This is a genomic window from Streptosporangium jomthongense, from assembly GCF_042650425.1.
Lineage (GTDB): Bacteria > Actinomycetota > Actinomycetes > Streptosporangiales > Streptosporangiaceae > Streptosporangium.
Map to the genome: position 1 here is coordinate 1 of NZ_JBHSBC010000039.1, position 17,224 is coordinate 17,224.

Below are 17,224 nucleotides of genomic sequence, written 5' to 3' on the forward strand. Positions count from 1 at the left end.
TATGGGGGTAAGTGGCCGGACGCCGAGGTTGGCGTACAGGCCTTCCGCCCGGCCTCGGCCGAGTCGTGAGCTGGTCATGTGGCCTCCTTGGGGGGCGAGGCGGCGTGCTCGAACGGGATGTCGTCTTGTTTTGCCGAAGCCGACGTCGTCGGCGAGAAGCCGGGCTCCGGCTGGCCCGCGAGCGCGGCGGGCGTGTGGCGGGGGCATCGGAGCCCGGCGATGAAGGGCCTCACGCCGTCCCTCGCGCCGCAGCGGCGCGCCTCCGTTGGGATCCAGTACCTGCAGGCCCGGCCGCGGGTGGCGGCCGGGCTGGAGGCGGTGGTCCGGTCAGGCACGCGGGTCCTTGCGGTCCCAGACGGCGTCGCAGGCGGTGTGCACGTCCTGCCACAGCTCGCGTCGTGCGGCGAGGTCGGCGTCGGCCCAGCGGTCGCGCATCCGGTCGACGGCGTGCACGAGCTGGCGGACCTCGGACGGAAGGTCGGCGAGCGGGTCGGTGAGCTGGTTGAGGGTGGAAGACCAGCCGTAGTCGACGCCGGGGTCGCCAGGTGCGGTCAGGTCGGCCCAGAGGGCGCGAAGGCGGCGAATCACAGCGTCGCCTCCCCGCCGTGGTTACGGATGGTGGTGCGGGCGAGGTCGTCGAGCGCCTCCGTCAGGCCGTCGGGGATGGGCCCGTCGACGGCGACGTGGGCGATGCCGCCGGTGACCGGCATGGTGGCGTGGTGCAGGGCGGTGGGCGGGGGCTGCTCGGCGCCGTTGTAGACGAGGTAAGGGGGGACCGTCGGGCGGGCGGCGTTGTCCGGCAGTGCCGCGAAGACGTTGGCCTGCTCTTCCAGCCAGGCGACGGCCGGGTCGAGGCCGCTCATGCGAGCCTCAATGCCATGACGAGGTAGCGGAAAGCCGGGTCGTCGTCGGCCTCGGTGAGCAGGGCGGGCTTCGCCGGTTTGGTCGTGTGGATGCGCACCTGCTCCCCGGCGATGCCGACCAGCCCGTCGAGGAGGAACTGCGACTGGAAGGCGATCTCGATGTCGCCGCCGGACAGCTCGGCCTCCAGCACCTCGGTGCCCCGGCCGGTATCGCCGCCGCCCGCTTCGACGAGCACCTGTCCCTGGCGGAAGGTGAGCCGGATCGCGGTGTTCTTGTCGGCGACCAGCGCGACCCGCTTGACGGCGGCGATCAGCGGGGCGACGGCGACGTCGGCGTGGATCGGCCAGTCGTCGGCCAGTCGTGCCCGGTAGTCGATGAACTGGTCGTCGAGCAGCCGGACGGTGGTGGTGCGGCCGACGCTTTCGAACCCGGCGACCCCGTCGCCCAGGCCGATGGTGACGTCGCCGGGCTGCAGACTTTTGGCGATGTCGGCGAGGACCCGGCCGGGGATCATCGCGCGGGTGGTCGTGTGCGGCGTCCAGGGCAGGGTGCGGGCGGCGATGCGGTACCGGTCGGTGGCGGCGAGGGCCAGCTGGTCGCCGGTGGCGTCGAAACGGATGCCGGTCAGCATCGGGACGGTCTCGTCGCGGCTGGTGGCGGGCGCCACCTGGGCAACGGCGGAGGAGAAGGCTGCGGCGTCGACGGTGCCGATCGCCGGTGGGGTGACGGGCAGGGTTGGGTAGTCCTCCACCGGCAGGGTGGGCAGCCTGAATTCGGCGGCCCCGCAGGTCAGCACCGCCTCCGACTCGTCGGCGACGAGTTCGACGGGCTTGCCTTTGGGGAGGGCTTTGGCCACCTCGACCAGGACTCGGCCAGGCAGGAGGAGCTGGCCGGGGTGGAGGACGTCGGCGGAGGTGCGGGCTTGCCGGGAGGTGTCGTAGTCGTAGGCGGACACGGTCAGGCCGCTGTCGCCTGCTTCGAGGAGGAGTCCGGACAGGACGGGGACGGCGGGGCGGGTTGTCAGGGCGTGGGCGGTCCAGGCGACGGCGTCGGCCAGGCTGTCACGGTTGAGGCTGGTCTTCACGGGTGTCCTCGGGGGTGATGTCGAAGATGGTGAGCTGGCCGGGGGTGTCAGGGCCGTCCAGAGGGGCGGGCAGGGGTGTGCCGCAGGTGGGGCAGGCGGGCGGTGTCATGCCGGCACCTCCGCGGTCTGGTCCTGCTCGACCGCCCACGCCCACGCGCGTGCCATGGCGTCGGGGTTCATGCGGCGGCCGGAGCCAAGCTTGCTGACGAGGGCCTCGGTGACGCCGAGGGCGTCGGCGACCTGACGCCACGTCCAGTCGAGCCGCTCACGGCAGGCGTTCAGGGCCTGACGGAGCTGGAGAGCACCAACGTCAGGAGCGGACGCGCGGGGGCCGCGGAGAAGTTCGGCGCGCTCAGCCGGGGTGAGGCCACCCCAGATCCCGTCGGGTTCGGCCGCTTCCAGGGCGTAGGTGCGGCATTCGTCCAGGATCGGGCAGCTGGAGCAGACCACCTTGGCTGCGTCCACCGCAGGGCGGATGGTGTAAGAGACCGGGAAGAACAGCTCAGCGTCAACCCGCCGGCACGCGGCCCGCTCGACGCCTTTCACGAGGCGCTCCCCTGGTGCTCGGCCTCGGTGGCGATGACGACACGCTCGTCGCCCCTGATGACGGTCTCCCAGCACTGGCCACACGCGACCTGCCCGATCCGGCGGCGGGCGGTGTGCTCGCGGGCCTGGCACAGCCGGGAGGCCTTCTTCGCGAGCGGGTGAGTGGTGGTCAGGTAGTCGGGCTCCCACGACCACGCCGGAACCGCGGAGGACCCGGCGGCGCGGGCTTCGCGGGCCTTCTTGCGCAGGCGGCGGACGGCGGCGACGGCGTCGGTGGCGGTCAGCTCGCCGGTACGGACCCTCTCCTTGGAGGCGTCGTCGAGCTCCAGGAGCGCCAGGAGGTAGGAGACGGTGCCGGAGGCTATGCCGGTGCGGGCGGTGATGAGGGCGCCGGAGTAGCCCTGGTCGCGCAGCGCGCCGAGGGCTTCGGCTTTCTCGATCGGGTTGAGGTCGCGGCGCTGGACGTTCTCGACCAGCATCACCTCGATCGCCTGGGTGTCGGTGACGTCGTGGCGGATGACGGCCGGGACGGTGGTGAGGCCTGCCTGGAGGGCGGCGGCGCGGCGTCGGTGGCCGGCGAGCAGTTCGTAGTGGCCGGGCTTGGCCGGGTGGGGGCGGACGGTGAGGGGCTGCAGGAGGCCTTGGGCGGCGATGCTGGCGGCGAGTTCGTCGAGGTCGCCGACGTCGTCGCGGATGTTTCCGGGGTGGTCGTGAATCTTGCTGAGGGGCAGGTCGACGGCGAGGGGGCCGTTGACGGCGGCGGCGCCCTTGACGGGGCGGGGGCTGCTGGCGGCGGGGGGCTTCGGGCGCGGTGCAGCGGCCGGGGTCGGCTTCGGCGGGGCGGCCGGTGTCGCGGGGGTGGGTGCCTGGAACTGGATGGTGCGGGGGGTTCCGTCGAGAAGGCTGCGCGCCCAGGTGAGGTCCTCGGTGGGTACGTCGTCGGGGACCTGGACTTTGTACTTCGGTTTGCTGGGGTCGTAGACGCGGCCGTTCTTGTCGATCATCCAGCCCTTTTGGCCGTTGGCGAGGCCGCGGACGGCGGAGATGGGCCAGCCGGTGTGTTCGGCGACGGCGTGGATGGTGTGGCCGGCGGCGAGGAGGGCGAGGGCCTTGCTCGTGTCGGGTCGCATGGCGGTTGCGGTCATGCGGCGGCGCTCCTTTCGGTGGTCTGGGTGTGGCGGTGGGCGGCGGCGTAGCGCTGGATCTGCCGCTCGCCGAGGGACAGCTCCCACCGGATGCGGGCCGGGGAGGCTTTCGCGGCGAGGAGCGCGGCGTACTGCGCCAGGAGGCGGCGGCCGCGGGCGCTGACGGGGGTCCAGGCGGCGGCGGCGCCGAGAGTGCGCGGGTATCGGTCCAGGGTGTGGTTGACACGGTGGCGGGTGTAGCAGGCGGTGGTGAGGCCACGGGCCTTGTGGTTTCCGGGCCTGCCGCAGCAGGCGCAGGTCACGGTCGGCATCACGACACCCCTGCCAGCAGTCCGGGGAGCTCGACGACCTCGTACCGAATCGGCCGCTTCGGCTGCCTCGGGTTGCGCTCGGGGGCGTGGGCGACGTCGCGGCGGTGGTCGCAGGGGCAGGTGCACTGCCAGCGGCACCGCCTGTCGGCGATCCACACCATCGCCAGGTGCGAGGGGTGCCAGCCGGTCGCGCTCGCGGTGGGGTGCCGGTACGGCGTCGGGAACGCGGCGACCGCCTGGCCTCCGCGGACCTCGATGACCGTCTCGTAGTAGGACATGGCGACGCCCATGTGGCATACCTCGTGCACGCCGGGACGGGCGTCGTTCAGGCAGGGGCCGTTCCACTGGCAGGAGCAGGTCAGGTAGAAGCCCGGGACTTCCTTGTAGGTCTTGCGCATGGCGCCGGTCCAGGCGTGGTCACGGACCCAGGTGGCTTCGGCCGTGGTCATCATCGGCCCACCGCCTCGGGATCGAGCGGCTGTCCGTATCCGATCCCACGCAGCAGGAGGCTGGCGTGGGCGAGCTGGACACGGACGGGGAAGTCGGGTCCGGCGGGGTGGACGGTCATGACGTGCTGGGCGCGGAGGTAGGCCCACCAGCGGTCGGCGTTCTTCGGGCCGACGCCGTGCCGCTGCAGGACAAGGACGCCGATGTCGGCGCCTGCGTTGCGCCGCTCGACCTCGGTTTCGGCCATCCAGGCGGCGATCTGCTCGTCGGACGGCGCCTTGGTCTGTCGTCCGCCCTTGACCTCCCAGACGATGCCGGGGGTGCCGGTGATGTCGCCCAGGTCGTAGGCGCCGGCCAGCGCACGGCGTTCGGCGTGGGGGAATCCGAGCTGGGTCAGGGTGCGGACGACGGCGGTTTCGGCGGCGGTGCCGATGTCCTTCGGTCTGCGCCGGGTGCGCGGGGTGGTGCCCGCCGCCGGGCCCTGGTGGGGTAGGGCTCCGGCGGCGGGGGTCGTGGGGGCGGTCACCGGACGGCTCCGTCGTTCGCGATCTGGAGCAGGACGGCGGCGTGGCAGTCGTCGGGCTGGCCGGGCTTAGTGGGTAGGGGGCACCAGCAGGCCAGGTCTCGGCCGCCGAGTTCGCGCCGGATGTCGTCCAGGGACGGGTAGGCGGCGCCGTAGCGGCCGTTGAGCAGGTCCCATTTGAAGAACTTCGCGGCGAAGTACCGGGCCGTCTCGACGAGGCAGTAGGAGGGGCCGCCGTTGCGGTCGGTGGGGCTGCCGTGTACCCGGTACGCGAGGCGGCGGTCGCGGTCGCTGGGCTCGGGGGTGATGCGGACTGGGTTGCCCCACTTGGTGGGGCGTCCGACGTAGACGGCGCCTTCGGGCATCGTCCAGCCCCTCGTGCGGCGGCGTTGGATGCGCTTCGGGGCGTCAGCCACGGTCGGCCACCTCCTCGGCGGCCTCGATGGCCTCCAGGGCGGCGTAGTACTCGGAGAGCTTCGTCTTCTCCCAGATGGTCAGATCGACCTGCTTCTCGGGGATCGGACGGGGCCAGGTGACGTACAGGGCGCCACCCATGGGCCGCATGCCGCACGTCATGAAGGCGCCTTCGGCTATGCAGTTCTTCGGCATGCCCGGCACCTGGTCGCGCGGGTCCGGCCGGGTGAGGGCGCCCAGGCGGACGGACAGGAGCTTGCCTTCCTTGGTGGTGAGGCGAGGCACGAGGTAGCCGTGGGTGCGGTGGACACGCCACCCGTGTGGCACGTCGCTGTCGTTGTGGCCGACACCGCAGGGGCGGCCGAAGGCGGTATCGATGAAGACGGAGCGGCCCGTGAGGCCGTGCTCGTCGAGGAATGCGTCGATCTGGTCGTGCCAATCCCGGACGTCGGAGTTGGCGTCGTCCCAGATCTTGAGGATGTCGGAGCTGCTGCTGCGATAGACGGTCGTGGTCATCAGGCTTCCAGGACGGTGCGGGGCGCCGGGGCGGGCTCGGCGGCCGGGGCCAGGGTGAGGGCGGTGCAGGCTGCGGCGACGACGCAGACGGTGAGGGCGACTGCGGTGCCGCACAGGGTGCGGGCGCGGGTGGCCCAGATGGCGGTGGCGGCTGCGGAGACGGTGAGGGCGCTGTAGAAGGCGGTGGCGAGGCTCACTGGGTCCTCCGGCGGATGTCGTCGAGCGCGTCGGGGACGGGGATGCGGTCGGCAAGGTCGCGCATCTCGATGAGCGCGAGCTCGGCGTTGAGCTCGTCGAGGCGGGGCTGCTCGGTCACCGCCGCCTCCCCTCGCGGGCGAGCCGCCGCCGGGCGCGGTGGTTGATGACGGCCACGTGGAGGGCGACCAGGCCGAGGCCGGTGACGGTGAGGGCACAGATGACGGCGAAGGCCCACAGGAGGATCTGAAGGAGGAGGTCACGCACCGGGAGCCTCCTCGGTGTCGTCTGCGGCGACGTTCAGGAGGTCGACCGGGTCGAGGTGGTAGCCGTGGCGGTGGCTGCGCTCGATGAGGGGTTCGATGCGCCTCCAGCGGGCGGCGTCCTGGCGGGCGGCCTCCAGCTCGGCCAGGGCCTCGTCCCGTTCGGCTTCGGCCTGGCATGAAGGTGCGCAGTGGCCGACCTTGCCGAGCGCCCGATGGAGAGCCCCGGCTGTGACCAGGTAGATGCCGACGTAGCCGGGGTCGTCGGGGATGTCGCCGTAGGGGGTGGCGTGGGCGTCGATGTCGAGGATGTGAGCACGGAGCCGCTCGACCTCGGCCACCAGGTCGGGGATGTCTCGGTGGGCGTGGACCGCGAAGGCCAGGTCCTTCTCGCCGCGCGGGTTGTCGAGAGCCGGGACCAGGACGGCGGTGCGCTCCTCGCCTGCGCTGATGACGCTGGACATGTGCGGGTCGTCGCTCATGTCGAACGGCCAGCAGTACGGCCCGTCGAGCCGCCAGGGGCCGGGGGTGGTGGCGGTGTGGCGGGCGCGGATCTCCGCCAGGCGGGCGTCGGTGAGGGCCATCAGCCGGTCACCTCCTCGTCGAACAGGCTCGGCGCGACCGCCTCGAAGGGCCGGTTGGACCACAGGACCTCGACCCGCGTCGACCGGGCACCGGCCTGGGTGTTGACCATGCGGAACTCGTGGACGTGCCATCCGGCGTACAGCTCGCTGTAGAGCGGGCTGTGGTAGCCGGACAGGAGCACCGCCGCGGCGGTGGCGTTGAGCGTCGCAGCCAGTTCGCGGTGCTGGTCGTCGGTCTTCATCTCGTGCAGGTAGTGGCTGCTGTTGCGGGTGCCGAGCACGTATGGCGGATCGACGTAGAAGACCACCGAGGGGTCTGCGCCGTACCGGGCGATGATGTCGAGGGCGGGCAGGCATTCCAGGGAAACGCCGACCAGACGTTCGGCCGCGGGGATGAGCCGGTCGCGGTAGGCGTCGAGGTAGCCGGGCAGCGACAGGCCGTTCTCGGCGACCTGGTACCGCCAGCCGGTGCGGCAGTACAGGGCGTTGGAGCGGCCCTGGGCGAGCCGGATCCAGACGCGCCGGGCGATCTCCAGTTCGTCGCCGTCAGCCACGGGGGCGAAGGCGGCGTCGTGCTCGGCGCGCGAGTGCGGGGTGAGGGCGCAAGCTCGGGCCAGGTCCGCGGGGCGGTCGCGCAGGACGCGCCAGAAGGTCATGAGTTCCCGGGACAGGTCGTTGACGGTCTCCTGGGCGCTGGGGCGCTTGGCGAGCAGGACGGCGAGGCTTCCGCCGTAGGGCTCGATGTAGTGCTGGTGCTCGGGCAGCAGGGCGGCGATGGCCGGACCGAGGGTCTGCTTGGAGCCGTAGTACGGCATGGGAGGGGCGAGGCGGGCCATCACGCGCCTCCGGTCGTGTCGACGAGACGGAGCCCGTGCCGGGACGGCCTCGGCGGCAGCGTCTCTGCGGGCTCGGCAACGGCGCGCTCGGCCGCCGCGCGGAGCTGCCGTGCGCCGAGGAGGGCATCGACAGCGTCCAGCGGGGTTTCGATGCCGGCCAGGACGATGCGGCCGTCGATGATCTGGATGTCGAAGGGGCCGTGCTCGGCCGGGTCGGGCGGGGCGGGGGTGCGGGTCACAGGGCACCGTCCTGGGGCTCCTCGTCGAGGAGGTCGAACCAGCCGTCGAGCGGATTGGGCTGGGGCGCCTCACCGGTTCTGAGGATCGGCATGATGAGGGCGAGGAAGTGCTCGCCGAGGGTCGCGACGATGGCCTTCTTGTGTTCGCCGTGCATCCGGATTGCCATCGGCGCGCCTTCGTCGAGACGCCTGGCGGGTGCCAGGCGGGCGAGGTAGTCCGCGTTGATCAGGATGGGGTCGGCCGGGGTGGCCGTCGGCGTCAGGAATCGAGCGAGGACCTTCCGCCACTGGAGGTCCGAGTCGTGGCCCAGGATGACGGTGCGGTGGTCGCCTTCGCTGACGATCAGCCGGTCGATCTCGAAGGAGAGGGTCACGTCGGCGCGGCCCTTGAGGCCTTCGGCGAGGCGCTTGGCGTCCTGGCCGGGGATGGCGAGGGCGAAGTCCTCGGTGGCCGAGGTCAGCGCGGTTCGGGTGACGGCCATGGTGTAGCGGTCGGAGCAGATGAGGCGCAGCTCACCCGCGTGGATCTCGACATGGAGACGGGTGAGGTCGGGCAGTTCTTCGGCGTCCGGGCCGTCGGTGGCGAGGTGCGGCAGGACGGCGCCGAGGAGGTTCTTGATGTCGCGGCCGGATGCGTGGAGGAGTGCGGAGGGGCGGGTGACGGTGATGGTCATCGCGTGGTCCTTCCGGGTGCGTGGTGTGGCTGGCGGGGGTGGAGGGTGATGCCGCGGGCGACGGCGGCGAGGGTGGCGCGGGCCGTTCGGGCCCGGCGGGTGGCCAGCGCGGTGATGCGGTGGCGGAGGGCGGGCCGGTGGCGCAAGCTCTGGGTCGCCAGGGCGACGGTCAGCAGGGCGGCCAGCAGCCAGCCCGCGCCGGGCAGGAGGGCGATCACTGGTCGGCCCCCGGGTTCAGGACGGGGTGGACGCCGGTCGGGGTCGGGTCGATGTACGGCGGGTGACCGACCGCAGCGGCGCGGAGACCGAGCGGCTCCTCCTCGACCGGCGTGGCCGGCTCCTCGGCGGGCGGCATCGGCGACTGCTCAGCCTCCAGGGCGTGAGCGGTGGCGAGCGCCGCGGTGGCCAGTTCCCGCCACCAGGCGGGGTCCTGCGAGATGAGTTCTTCGGCCCATCCGAAGGTGACCAGGCCGAACAGGCCGCCGCCGTCGGCGGGGCGGACGAGGTCGCCCGCGACGGGGCGGGGCAGCTCTGCCCAGGTGCGGCGCACGAGGCGGCCGGTGGGGTTGTCGTGCACGTCGTTCTCCAGGTGTGAGGGGCCCCGCCCGGACGCGGCGGGGCCCGGGTCGTTCAGGAGGCGGGGGTCGGCGCGGCCTGGATCGGCCACTCGCCTGAGATCACCGCGGTGGGGTTGCGCTTCTCGCCCGCCTTCGGCGAGTGCAGCCACTCCTGGTAGCTGGCGGCCTGCTCCGCCGCCCACCGCTGCTGAGCCGCGTACAGGTCCGGCAGGCCCACCGCCAGGTCGTCGAACAGGTGCCGGTTGTCGGAGCGGCCGGACAGGCGGGGCCGCTGCTCGCGCGGCAGGTGCGCGAGCGCCCCGGTCCGCCACGCCACCCGGGCCGCGACCAGGGCGTCGTAGCGGGCGCCGTGCGCGTCCTCGTCCGCCCAGCCGACCTTGAACACCTGGGCGCAGGTCTTCAGGGTGTGCGGGCCCTGCTCGTCGCTGACCCGGCGGCGCCAGGGGTCGACGTGCTTGCTGAGGAGGTAGGTGTCGATGACCGCGCCCGCCAGGCCGCCGGTGTGGGCGGTCATCTCCTCCAGGGAGGGCAGGTCGTGGCGGGCCAGTTCGCGGGACAGGACGGTCAGGTCGTAGCTGATGCGGTGGCCGACCAAGGGGATGCGTTCGTTGACGGCGTCGGCGACTGCGGTGGCGATGATCCAGACGGCGGCGTCGGCCGGGGTGCCGTGCTTCCGCAGGTGCTCGGTGGTGTACCCGTGGATCGCGGCGGCTTCGGCGGGCACCTCGACGCCGGGGTCGACGAGCAGCGGGTCACGGTCGATGGGGTTGAGGCCGCCGCCGACGTAGCCGACGTAGGCCTCGACGATCCGGGCCTCCTGTGGGTCCTGGCCGGTGGTCTCGAGGTCGAACGGGGCGAGCCTCCCGAGGTGCCAGGTCATCGGCCCTCCTCACCTTCGCCGAGGGCGTGGCGCATCTCGGCCACGTCGGCGGGCAGGAGGACACCGCGGCGCTCCCACATCTCCAGCAGGGCCAGGGCAGCGGCCCGCTCGGCGTGGAGCTGCTGGTAGCCGTGGCCGATGAGCGCCAGGTGCAGGACGGGCATGGTGACCGCCTCGCCACCGGCCTCCCGTACGGCCTGGACGACTCTGGCCCAGTTGGCGGCGGTGCGGTCGTAGGTCGCGCGGCTCATCAGAACGGCACTTCCTCGGTGGCGGCGCCGATCTCGCCCGCGCGGAGCTTCTTCAGGAAGGCGTCGAGGTCGGCCGGGGCCGCGTCCTCGGGGGCGACACCGCCGGTGAACCGGGTGATGGCGTCGGCGAGGGCGGTCATGCCGCCGGGCCAGGTGGCGATGATCTGCTGCCACAGCAGGTCCACGTCCGCGCCGGGCGCCTCCGGGGCCGGGGCGGGCGGTGCGACGGCGGGCGGCTGCGGGTTGAGCAGCTGGTCGCGGCGGCGCATGAACGCGGCCGCGACCGGGTCGCCGGGGTTCTGCAACTCGTGGGCGAACCCGGCGCGCTGGGCGGCCTGCAGGTTGGTGCTGAGGTCCTCCAGCGTCGCCGACCCGGTGGCGGCGGCGATGAAGTCCTCCGCCGCCGGAGAGGCCGGGGCGGCTTCGATCGCCGTACGGGACCCGCCTTCCACCGCAGCCGCCTTCGGCGCCGGTTCGACCGACCCGGTGCCCACTGGCACGATCTGAGCCGCACCCGCCAGCACCTGACCGGCCGTCGACCCGCGCAGCTCCACCGCGACCACCGGGAAGTGCTTCGTCTTGCCCTGGGTGACGCGGGTGCGCTGCTCGATCCGCAGCCGGACCGGGATCATCGCCTGCTCCCCGATCGACCCCTTGAGCACGTCGACCGCGGCCGCCATCTCGTTGGCCGAGTAGAAGGAGTGCGTCTCGACGCGCCAGGCGCCGATGTCGGGCATCTCCGGCAGGATCACGTTGAGGCGGGTCGTCATCTTGCAGGCGGCGTCGCGGGGGGCGTTCTCCCAGAACTGGTCGCCCCACTGGGCGCGGCACACGCACGGCGAGTCCGTCAGCGCCTCGGTCATGCCGTCGCAGCGGCGCTGCACGCCGCCCCGCGACCAGGACTCGTACGCCTGCGACAGCGGGTCGCCGGGCGGCATGATCGCGTCCAGGCTGTCGGCGGCGGTAATGACGCGCCACTGGGGGGCGCCGTTGCCGAGCGGCTGCCACTTCTCGACCTGGCCGCCCCAGGCGTCGGCGGCGGCCTGCACGTAGTGCTCGGCGTGGCTGGTGACGATCCACGTCTTGCAGCGGACCGGCGCCTTGCCGTTGAAGAACCCGGTGCGCAGGCGGCCGAGCTCGCGGGCCTGGCGCTGCAGGGTGATGATGCGGGAACCCATCAGGCGGCTGCCTTTCTGCTGGTGGTGGGCGGGGTGAGGGCGGGGCCGACGATGGTTTTGGCCGGGCCGGTCTGGAACTCGGCCACCCGGCGGATGAAGGTGAACGTCTCGAACACCTCGTCGCCGCACCGGACCGGGTAGAGCCGGTATCCCTCGGGGCGCAGGTGCAGGACGACGCCGATGTCGTGGCGGGGCGGCATCTCGACCCGGGTGCCGTCGCGCAGCCACCCGAACCGGGCCTTCCGGTACGCGGACATCTGGACACCGGCCTCGGGGTAGACGCCCTTGACGCCTCCGTCGTAGGTGGTCTCGTCGAGTTCGCCGCCGGTCTTGGTGTCGCCGGGGATGTCCATGTCGGGCGGGCAGCCGAGCACCTGGGCGAGGAGGGGGGACTGCAGGAGGTAGTCGAGGGTTCCGGCGAACTTGTGGTGGTAGTCGGCGACGACCATCTCGGAGGCGGTGAAGGTGATGTGCCAGTCGGCGACGAACGCCTCGAAGTTCGCGATGTAGGGGGCCATCTCCGGGTTGGTGAGGATCGCCTCGGGCATCGGCTCGTTGAGGACCTTCGCCTCGATGATCTGGTGGACGGCGGTGCCGAGGTCGGCCCGCTCGTCCTTCTTCCTGGTGTGGGCGCGGCGCAGCCAGTCGTAGGCGTCCTTGGCGGCCTGCGGGTTGCGGCTGGCGCGCACGAGCTGGGGCAGGTGTTCCATGGCGGTTTCGGCGACGAGGTTCCCGGCCCAGTGGATGAGGGCTTCCTTCGGGGATCCCTGGGTGAGGATCGTGGTGACCGAGCGGAGAAGCTCGCCGGTGGCGGGGTCCTTGTAGAAGCCGGCCGTTGAACGGCGGGGGATGCGGGCGGTGCCGACGGGCTGGCCGGAGCCGGTGCAGGTGAGGACGCCTTGCTTGTGTTTGCGGAGGGCGCCGTCCTTGTTGACCTGCTGGTCGGTGCCGCAGTCGGGGCAGGTGGTCCGCGCGGCCAGGTCGGTGGTCACTCGTCGTCTCCGTCCTGCTCGTCGCGCTCGTCGTCGGTGGTGTCGAGGTGGCCGTCGTAGTCGGCCTGTTCGCCCCACCGGTAGGCGTCTTCTTCGTCGGGGGTGAGCTGCGGCTCGTCGGGGTGGCTCATCCGTTGCTCCCGTCGGCGTAGGGCTGGCGGGTGTCGGTGGGCCTGATCGCCGCGAGGTGCTCCGCGGCCTCGACCTCGACGGCGGTGTGGCGGGTGCGCCAGCGGGCGAGGTAGGCGAGAAGGGCCTGGGTCGTCCACGCCTTCACTGGGGGCCGCCCTTCTCCTGGGCGATGCGCTCCAGCTCGGCCCGCAGCGCGTCGAGGCGGCGCTGGCCGAGTCCGGGGAGAGCGAGCAGGCTGTCGTCGGTCTCCTCGGCGAGGCGGCCCAAGGTCGTGATCTCGGCGTCGGCCAGCGGCTTGCGGACGTGCCAGGTCAGGCCGGTCAGCGTGGCCCGGATGAGCACGTCGGGGTCGAGGCGGGTCTGGGCGATGAGATCGCGGATGCCGGTCACCGGATCCTCCCGGCCTGGCAGCTGCCAATGAGGTCGAGCTCGAACCCGGGCTCCACGGAGGTGATGTGGGCGGGGTGGTGGGCGCGGGCGTCCTGGTAGCGGACCGCCACCTGACCCTGGCCGGTGTGGGCGGACAGGATAAGGACCGGCTGACCGTCCTCCCAGGTGGGGCAGGAGACGACGAGACCGGCGTGCAGGTCGTGGGCGACCATCACTCACCTGCCTTGTGCAGCAGGGCGGTCAGCGGGGCGATCGCCACCTCGGCCGCCGTCTCGTCGCCGGACACCACGCCGTACAGCTCCAGCAGCTCGTCGCCGTCGCTGGCCGGGTACCAGTTCCACTGGTCCACTTCGATACCGCCGAGGGAGGCGCGTCCCATGTCCCTGGCGAAGTGCCCGGCGTCCACTTCGTAGCCGCAGACCTGGACGAGGTGCCAGCTGGTGACGGTGGGGGCGTACACCGGCCGCCCGTCGTGAGTGCCGACCTGCTCGCGGTCGCCCACCAGGACGGCCCACGCCAGCGGGAGGGTCGATCCGTCAGGGACGAGCAGGTCGAGCATGTTCAGCGGCAGGGTCGGGGTGATGGGGGCGTTCACTGCGCCACCGCCTGAACCTCGCGGGGACTGGCCTTCACCGGCTCGGTCGCGGAGTAGGTGCGCCACCACCCCAGCGACCGCACCTCGCGGGCGCCGTACTCCAGCGCCTCCTCACGGGTGGCCGGGATCAGGTGGGTGACCAGCATCTCCGTGCCGTCACGCAAGTCCAGCCAGTCACCGACCTCCAGGTCAGCGGCGGTCTTGATGGTCCGCAGAGCGGTCGTGGCGGTCACTTCTGGTCCCCGTCCTGGGCGTCGGCCGCCTCATGACCGAGCCCCGTGGCGATTCGCTCGATCGAGATGCCGGCACTGCCGAGGCAGGCTGCGGCGTCGGAAACGTCGTAGGCCAGATCCGGCATGCAAGGAGAGGTGGACTCGTCGTCGATGGAGATGACCTGGTCGTTCATCATGCGGGCGCAGGCCTGAGCAGCCTCGCCGATCGCGCCGAGCACTGCGGCGCGCTCCTCCGGAGCGATCGGGAGGGTCTTCAGCCGTGCGGCCTGAGCAGCGATTTCGCGGGCGGCGGTCACCGCTGCGCTCGGCGGAGCGGGGGTCTGGCGGTCGAGGTGGGCCGCCAGGCCGAAGTCGGGGATGATGGTGGTCACGATCTCCGTCCCTTCAGGATCGGGATTCGGTAGGGATGTGGGGTCGAGGGGGCCTGGCCGGGGCACGGCTGGGCCCCTGCGCATGTCAGGCGCAGGTCACGCGCTCAGCGCCTCGGGGATGACCCGCGGGCGGCTGGCGATGTAGGCGCGGAGCGCCTCCTCGGGGACTCGGAGACGAATCCGCTTCGCACCGGTGCGGGCGATGTCGACCGCCACAAGGTCGCCATCCGAGATGTAGTCGTAGACGGTGGTGCGGTGGACGCCGAGGCGTTTGGCCACCTCGGGGATCGACAGCAAAGTTGTGTCGTTCATCTCACTCTTTCGATGATTCATCAGAAACAGGGGGCCAGAAAAGGTCGGCGACGGCGACGTCGAACACGGCGGCGAGCCGCTCGGCGGTCTCCGCGTTGCACGTCTCCCTCCGGCCGTAGGCCAGGTGGGCAACGAGCTGCTTGGACCTGCCGATGGCCGGGCCGATCGTGGCGCAGGTTTCGCCGCGCCGCTCCATGAGGAGTCGTAGCAACAGGGGGCTACGCAGGTGGTAGCCGCGAGGAACAGGGGGTTGCACCTCCCCGCCTCCCTATGTAGTGGTGTGTCGGAGGGTGTGTTCTTATGATTCATCATAAGGCCGGTGGGGTCAAGTTTTGTTGTCCGGCGCCATGGGATGCCTCTGACATCCCTGGTGACAAGGCACCTGTGATTTGATTCTCCCAATGTTGTCCGCCCAGGGAGGGGGGACAACAGGAAGTGCTAGGTCCGGTGATTCATCACAGACCTGGAGCGCCGAGAGGCGAGGGCGACCACGAGAGGCGACTACGACATGCCGCCGCAACACGACAGCGAGGCAAGGCCTCGAACACCCTTGAGCGATCGGGTCAAGGGGTACCTGGAGCGCACCGGGATCAGCAAAAACCGCTTCGTGCGGGCCTGCGTAGACCCCATGCACCCCGAAAGGTCCGTGTACATCCAATGGCTCGACGCCCTCCTGGAAGGGCGCGGGCCGATGCCGGAGCTGTGGCGCCTGCGGGCGCTCGCCACAGGCCTCGGCGCCGACGTGGAGGAGGTGAAGCGGCTGGCCGCGATCCAGTGGCTGGACTACGACGTGGAACAGGTCAAGGTCGGCGACGACGTGATCATGGTGCCGCTTCGACGGCCGGTCAGCGACGCGACGAGGCGCCGCATCCAGAAGATCGCGGAAGCGCTTGCTGAGGAAGAGCTGTGAAAAATGTTGTCTGATTCATCGAAAACTCCTTCGACATGAGGCAGACTCAACAAATCTGAATGAACGTTGGATTAACGGGGCGGCGGTGAACGTGGGTATGCCCGGACCGGTCCACTACGAACGAATGGCCGACCCAGGACGCTTCGACGCCGCCGCCGCGCCAGCCCTGGTCAGATACAGGCCCGGCCGGATCATCGTCCAGGTGGACGCCCGCGAGATGCAGGACTCCCCGGACCTCCTCCACGCGCTCGACCAGCTGTCGGACGACCTGATCGCCCCGTACCGCATGCTGACCGCCGAACTGCCCGAAGCCACCCTCGGCTGTCAGATCCACCGGGTGCGGCGGGTCGCCGGCGGGCGCCTGCTCGCCAGCGAGCTCGTGGACGGCATCGCCCACGTGGAGCTCCCCGGGGCGATAATCAGCGACGACCTTGCCGCCGCCCTCGGTGCGTTAGGCAACAGCGTGGGGCACTACCTCGGCCCCCGCTGACCCGCCCACCTGATCCATCACCTGGAGGCCTGATGGCCTATATTCGCCGCCTGCCGAGCGGCCTGTACCAAGCGACCGTGCGGATGCCGAACGGCAAGCGCACCACCAAGACCAACAAGCTGAAGTCCGTCGTCGAAAAGTGGGCCAAGGCCACCGAGGCGAAGTTCGACCAGGGAGACATCCGCGACCCGCGTGCCGGGAAAATCCTGGTGTCGGCCTGGCACGAGCGCTGGGCGAAAGCCCGCGTCATAGAGAAGCCCACCAGGGCCAAGAACGAGTCGCTGTGGCGCACCCACTGTGAGCCGAAGTGGGGCGACTGGCCGATGCAGGCCATCGCCCGCGTGGACGCCCAGGCGTGGGTCGGCGACCTGCAGGAGACCCGCCGGGCCCGACACAAGGGCAGGCCGGCCGCAGCCTTCGAGGACCCTGACGAGATCCCAACCCTCTCGGCGGCGACGATCCACGACGTCGTGCACCTGATGACGAGCATGTACAAGGCGGCCATGAAGGAACATCCACCGCTCGTCCTGGTCAACCCCTTCCTGGACCTGGAGCTGCCGAAGCGGAGCGCCTCGGCGATCGAGTTCTACGAGCACGCCGAAGCCGAAGCGCTGTACCAGGCCCTGGAGCGGCTCTCCGGGGCGCGGTGGCGGACGCTGGTCGAGCTCGGCATGGACGTGGGCCTGCGGCCGGGGGAGATCTACGGCCTTCACGGACACCGGGTGGACTGGATCCGTGGACAGCTGTCCGTGGTCGACGTCGCGACCCGCCAGGGGTTGCGCGAGTACCCGAAGAGCATGAAGTCGAACAGGGTCGTGCCGATCCCGCCCGCGACGCTGGAGGGTATGAGCAGGCTCATGGTCGGCCGGCCGCGCGGGGAGCTGGTTTTCACGGCACCCGACGGCGGCACCGTCGACGACGGAGACTTCCGGAACAGGATGTGGTACCCGGCCGTCGACGCGGCCCGGCTGTGCGGAGGCATCTCGCCCGGCGAGATCGACAAGGCCGAGGGTAGGCGGCTGCTGCGGCGAGGGCGGTGCGGGGAGGTGTGTGACGATCCCACGCACCGGATCCGGCGCTACCCGCCGCGGGTGATGCGGCACACGGCGGCGAGCTGGCTCGTGCAGGACGGGGTACCGCTGTACGACGTCCAGGCGCTCCTCGGACACGAAAGCTTCGAGACCACACAACGCTACGCGCACCTCGCCCCGGACGCGCATGACAAGGTCATCAAGTCGTGGGAGCGGCGACGCATGGAAAAGGCCAATTAA

The 17,224-nt window shown here is 71.4% G+C and carries 36 protein-coding genes; 3 read left to right on the forward strand and 33 right to left on the reverse strand.

Annotation, left to right across the window (positions count from 1 at the left end; translation table 11 throughout):
* Positions 1 to 327: 327 nt before the first annotated feature.
* From ACFOYY_RS32660 to ACFOYY_RS32820, 33 genes are all read right to left on the reverse strand, one after another.
* Positions 328 to 588: a hypothetical protein gene (locus ACFOYY_RS32660; protein WP_386194927.1), complete on the reverse strand. Its 261-nt coding sequence runs from the start codon at positions 586 to 588 to the stop codon at positions 328 to 330.
* Entirely contained in the window at positions 585 to 863 is a 279-nt protein-coding gene (locus ACFOYY_RS32665; protein ID WP_386194929.1) for a hypothetical protein, read from the reverse strand. The genes ACFOYY_RS32660 and ACFOYY_RS32665 overlap by 4 nt, the downstream gene beginning before the upstream one ends.
* Positions 860 to 1,948 (reverse strand): DNA polymerase III subunit beta, encoded by a 1,089-nt coding sequence (dnaN, locus tag ACFOYY_RS32670; protein ID WP_386194931.1) that lies wholly within the window; start codon positions 1,946 to 1,948, stop codon positions 860 to 862. Before dnaN ends, ACFOYY_RS32665 begins: the two co-directional genes overlap by 4 nt.
* Positions 1,926 to 2,057 carry a hypothetical protein gene (locus ACFOYY_RS32675; protein WP_386194933.1) on the reverse strand — a complete coding sequence of 44 codons (132 nt, stop codon included), beginning with the start codon at positions 2,055 to 2,057 and terminating at the stop codon, positions 1,926 to 1,928. The genes dnaN and ACFOYY_RS32675 overlap by 23 nt, the downstream gene beginning before the upstream one ends.
* Positions 2,054 to 2,578: a WhiB family transcriptional regulator gene (locus tag ACFOYY_RS32680; RefSeq protein ID WP_386194935.1), complete on the reverse strand. Its 525-nt coding sequence runs from the start codon at positions 2,576 to 2,578 to the stop codon at positions 2,054 to 2,056. Before ACFOYY_RS32680 ends, ACFOYY_RS32675 begins: the two co-directional genes overlap by 4 nt.
* Positions 2,491 to 3,639: a ParB/RepB/Spo0J family partition protein gene (locus tag ACFOYY_RS32685; protein ID WP_386194937.1), complete on the reverse strand. Its 1,149-nt coding sequence runs from the start codon at positions 3,637 to 3,639 to the stop codon at positions 2,491 to 2,493. The genes ACFOYY_RS32680 and ACFOYY_RS32685 overlap by 88 nt, the downstream gene beginning before the upstream one ends.
* Positions 3,636 to 3,950, reverse strand: coding sequence for a hypothetical protein (locus ACFOYY_RS32690; protein WP_386194938.1), 315 nt, complete (start codon positions 3,948 to 3,950; stop codon positions 3,636 to 3,638). The genes ACFOYY_RS32685 and ACFOYY_RS32690 overlap by 4 nt, the downstream gene beginning before the upstream one ends.
* Positions 3,950 to 4,399, reverse strand: coding sequence for a hypothetical protein (locus ACFOYY_RS32695; protein WP_386194940.1), 450 nt, complete (start codon positions 4,397 to 4,399; stop codon positions 3,950 to 3,952). Before ACFOYY_RS32695 ends, ACFOYY_RS32690 begins: the two co-directional genes overlap by 1 nt.
* The gene (locus ACFOYY_RS32700) at positions 4,399 to 4,923 is read right to left on the reverse strand and encodes a hypothetical protein (protein ID WP_386194942.1); all 525 of its coding nucleotides are present in this window, start codon (positions 4,921 to 4,923) and stop codon (positions 4,399 to 4,401) included. The genes ACFOYY_RS32695 and ACFOYY_RS32700 overlap by 1 nt, the downstream gene beginning before the upstream one ends.
* Complete coding sequence (locus ACFOYY_RS32705; RefSeq protein ID WP_386194944.1) at positions 4,920 to 5,336, reverse strand: DUF4326 domain-containing protein; 417 nt, start codon at positions 5,334 to 5,336, stop codon at positions 4,920 to 4,922. Before ACFOYY_RS32705 ends, ACFOYY_RS32700 begins: the two co-directional genes overlap by 4 nt.
* Positions 5,329 to 5,850: a hypothetical protein gene (locus ACFOYY_RS32710; RefSeq protein WP_386194946.1), complete on the reverse strand. Its 522-nt coding sequence runs from the start codon at positions 5,848 to 5,850 to the stop codon at positions 5,329 to 5,331. Before ACFOYY_RS32710 ends, ACFOYY_RS32705 begins: the two co-directional genes overlap by 8 nt.
* On the reverse strand, positions 5,850 to 6,047 hold the full coding sequence (locus ACFOYY_RS32715) for a hypothetical protein (protein ID WP_386194947.1): 198 nt from the start codon (positions 6,045 to 6,047) through the stop codon (positions 5,850 to 5,852). Before ACFOYY_RS32715 ends, ACFOYY_RS32710 begins: the two co-directional genes overlap by 1 nt.
* Positions 6,044 to 6,166: a hypothetical protein gene (locus ACFOYY_RS32720; protein ID WP_352016026.1), complete on the reverse strand. Its 123-nt coding sequence runs from the start codon at positions 6,164 to 6,166 to the stop codon at positions 6,044 to 6,046. The genes ACFOYY_RS32715 and ACFOYY_RS32720 overlap by 4 nt, the downstream gene beginning before the upstream one ends.
* Entirely contained in the window at positions 6,163 to 6,312 is a 150-nt protein-coding gene (locus ACFOYY_RS32725) for a hypothetical protein (RefSeq protein ID WP_386194950.1), read from the reverse strand. Before ACFOYY_RS32725 ends, ACFOYY_RS32720 begins: the two co-directional genes overlap by 4 nt.
* Positions 6,305 to 6,892: a hypothetical protein gene (locus ACFOYY_RS32730; protein ID WP_386194951.1), complete on the reverse strand. Its 588-nt coding sequence runs from the start codon at positions 6,890 to 6,892 to the stop codon at positions 6,305 to 6,307. The genes ACFOYY_RS32725 and ACFOYY_RS32730 overlap by 8 nt, the downstream gene beginning before the upstream one ends.
* On the reverse strand, positions 6,892 to 7,728 hold the full coding sequence (locus ACFOYY_RS32735) for a DNA adenine methylase (RefSeq protein WP_386194953.1): 837 nt from the start codon (positions 7,726 to 7,728) through the stop codon (positions 6,892 to 6,894). The genes ACFOYY_RS32730 and ACFOYY_RS32735 overlap by 1 nt, the downstream gene beginning before the upstream one ends.
* Positions 7,728 to 7,967, reverse strand: a complete 240-nt coding sequence (locus tag ACFOYY_RS32740; protein WP_386194955.1) for a hypothetical protein — start codon at positions 7,965 to 7,967, stop codon at positions 7,728 to 7,730. The genes ACFOYY_RS32735 and ACFOYY_RS32740 overlap by 1 nt, the downstream gene beginning before the upstream one ends.
* Positions 7,964 to 8,641, reverse strand: coding sequence for a hypothetical protein (locus ACFOYY_RS32745; RefSeq protein ID WP_386194957.1), 678 nt, complete (start codon positions 8,639 to 8,641; stop codon positions 7,964 to 7,966). Before ACFOYY_RS32745 ends, ACFOYY_RS32740 begins: the two co-directional genes overlap by 4 nt.
* Positions 8,638 to 8,859 carry a hypothetical protein gene (locus ACFOYY_RS32750; protein ID WP_386194958.1) on the reverse strand — a complete coding sequence of 74 codons (222 nt, stop codon included), beginning with the start codon at positions 8,857 to 8,859 and terminating at the stop codon, positions 8,638 to 8,640. The genes ACFOYY_RS32745 and ACFOYY_RS32750 overlap by 4 nt, the downstream gene beginning before the upstream one ends.
* Positions 8,856 to 9,308 carry a hypothetical protein gene (locus ACFOYY_RS32755; RefSeq protein WP_386194960.1) on the reverse strand — a complete coding sequence of 151 codons (453 nt, stop codon included), beginning with the start codon at positions 9,306 to 9,308 and terminating at the stop codon, positions 8,856 to 8,858. Before ACFOYY_RS32755 ends, ACFOYY_RS32750 begins: the two co-directional genes overlap by 4 nt.
* On the reverse strand, positions 9,272 to 10,099 hold the full coding sequence (locus ACFOYY_RS32760) for an exonuclease domain-containing protein (RefSeq protein ID WP_386194962.1): 828 nt from the start codon (positions 10,097 to 10,099) through the stop codon (positions 9,272 to 9,274). Before ACFOYY_RS32760 ends, ACFOYY_RS32755 begins: the two co-directional genes overlap by 37 nt.
* Complete coding sequence (locus tag ACFOYY_RS32765; protein ID WP_386194964.1) at positions 10,096 to 10,350, reverse strand: hypothetical protein; 255 nt, start codon at positions 10,348 to 10,350, stop codon at positions 10,096 to 10,098. The genes ACFOYY_RS32760 and ACFOYY_RS32765 overlap by 4 nt, the downstream gene beginning before the upstream one ends.
* Positions 10,350 to 11,528 carry a recombination directionality factor gene (locus tag ACFOYY_RS32770; protein ID WP_386194966.1) on the reverse strand — a complete coding sequence of 393 codons (1,179 nt, stop codon included), beginning with the start codon at positions 11,526 to 11,528 and terminating at the stop codon, positions 10,350 to 10,352. The genes ACFOYY_RS32765 and ACFOYY_RS32770 overlap by 1 nt, the downstream gene beginning before the upstream one ends.
* Positions 11,528 to 12,520, reverse strand: coding sequence for a hypothetical protein (locus ACFOYY_RS32775; RefSeq protein WP_386194968.1), 993 nt, complete (start codon positions 12,518 to 12,520; stop codon positions 11,528 to 11,530). Before ACFOYY_RS32775 ends, ACFOYY_RS32770 begins: the two co-directional genes overlap by 1 nt.
* The gene (locus tag ACFOYY_RS32780) at positions 12,517 to 12,651 is read right to left on the reverse strand and encodes a hypothetical protein (RefSeq protein WP_386194970.1); all 135 of its coding nucleotides are present in this window, start codon (positions 12,649 to 12,651) and stop codon (positions 12,517 to 12,519) included. Before ACFOYY_RS32780 ends, ACFOYY_RS32775 begins: the two co-directional genes overlap by 4 nt.
* Complete coding sequence (locus ACFOYY_RS32785; RefSeq protein WP_386194972.1) at positions 12,648 to 12,797, reverse strand: hypothetical protein; 150 nt, start codon at positions 12,795 to 12,797, stop codon at positions 12,648 to 12,650. Before ACFOYY_RS32785 ends, ACFOYY_RS32780 begins: the two co-directional genes overlap by 4 nt.
* Entirely contained in the window at positions 12,794 to 13,042 is a 249-nt protein-coding gene (locus tag ACFOYY_RS32790) for a hypothetical protein (RefSeq protein WP_386194974.1), read from the reverse strand. Before ACFOYY_RS32790 ends, ACFOYY_RS32785 begins: the two co-directional genes overlap by 4 nt.
* On the reverse strand, positions 13,039 to 13,254 hold the full coding sequence (locus tag ACFOYY_RS32795; protein WP_386194976.1) for a hypothetical protein: 216 nt from the start codon (positions 13,252 to 13,254) through the stop codon (positions 13,039 to 13,041). The genes ACFOYY_RS32790 and ACFOYY_RS32795 overlap by 4 nt, the downstream gene beginning before the upstream one ends.
* The gene (locus ACFOYY_RS32800) at positions 13,254 to 13,637 is read right to left on the reverse strand and encodes a hypothetical protein (protein WP_386194977.1); all 384 of its coding nucleotides are present in this window, start codon (positions 13,635 to 13,637) and stop codon (positions 13,254 to 13,256) included. The genes ACFOYY_RS32795 and ACFOYY_RS32800 overlap by 1 nt, the downstream gene beginning before the upstream one ends.
* The gene (locus tag ACFOYY_RS32805; RefSeq protein WP_386194979.1) at positions 13,634 to 13,870 is read right to left on the reverse strand and encodes a hypothetical protein; all 237 of its coding nucleotides are present in this window, start codon (positions 13,868 to 13,870) and stop codon (positions 13,634 to 13,636) included. The genes ACFOYY_RS32800 and ACFOYY_RS32805 overlap by 4 nt, the downstream gene beginning before the upstream one ends.
* Complete coding sequence (locus ACFOYY_RS32810; protein WP_386194981.1) at positions 13,867 to 14,241, reverse strand: hypothetical protein; 375 nt, start codon at positions 14,239 to 14,241, stop codon at positions 13,867 to 13,869. The genes ACFOYY_RS32805 and ACFOYY_RS32810 overlap by 4 nt, the downstream gene beginning before the upstream one ends.
* A gap of 96 nt (positions 14,242 to 14,337) precedes the next feature.
* Positions 14,338 to 14,553, reverse strand: coding sequence for a helix-turn-helix domain-containing protein (locus ACFOYY_RS32815; RefSeq protein WP_386194983.1), 216 nt, complete (start codon positions 14,551 to 14,553; stop codon positions 14,338 to 14,340).
* A 1-nt stretch (position 14,554) separates the two neighbouring features.
* A complete protein-coding gene (locus ACFOYY_RS32820; protein ID WP_386194984.1) occupies positions 14,555 to 14,809 on the reverse strand; it encodes a hypothetical protein in 255 nt (84 codons plus the stop codon).
* Between the two features lie 294 nt (positions 14,810 to 15,103).
* On the opposite strand from ACFOYY_RS32820, the gene ACFOYY_RS32825 reads away from it, so the two are divergent.
* From ACFOYY_RS32825 to ACFOYY_RS32835, 3 genes are all read left to right on the forward strand, one after another.
* Positions 15,104 to 15,463 carry a hypothetical protein gene (locus tag ACFOYY_RS32825; RefSeq protein ID WP_386194986.1) on the forward strand — a complete coding sequence of 120 codons (360 nt, stop codon included), beginning with the start codon at positions 15,104 to 15,106 and terminating at the stop codon, positions 15,461 to 15,463.
* 124 nt (positions 15,464 to 15,587) lie between these two features.
* Complete coding sequence (locus ACFOYY_RS32830; protein WP_386194988.1) at positions 15,588 to 15,953, forward strand: hypothetical protein; 366 nt, start codon at positions 15,588 to 15,590, stop codon at positions 15,951 to 15,953.
* 32 nt (positions 15,954 to 15,985) lie between these two features.
* Entirely contained in the window at positions 15,986 to 17,224 is a 1,239-nt protein-coding gene (locus ACFOYY_RS32835) for a tyrosine-type recombinase/integrase (RefSeq protein WP_386194990.1), read from the forward strand.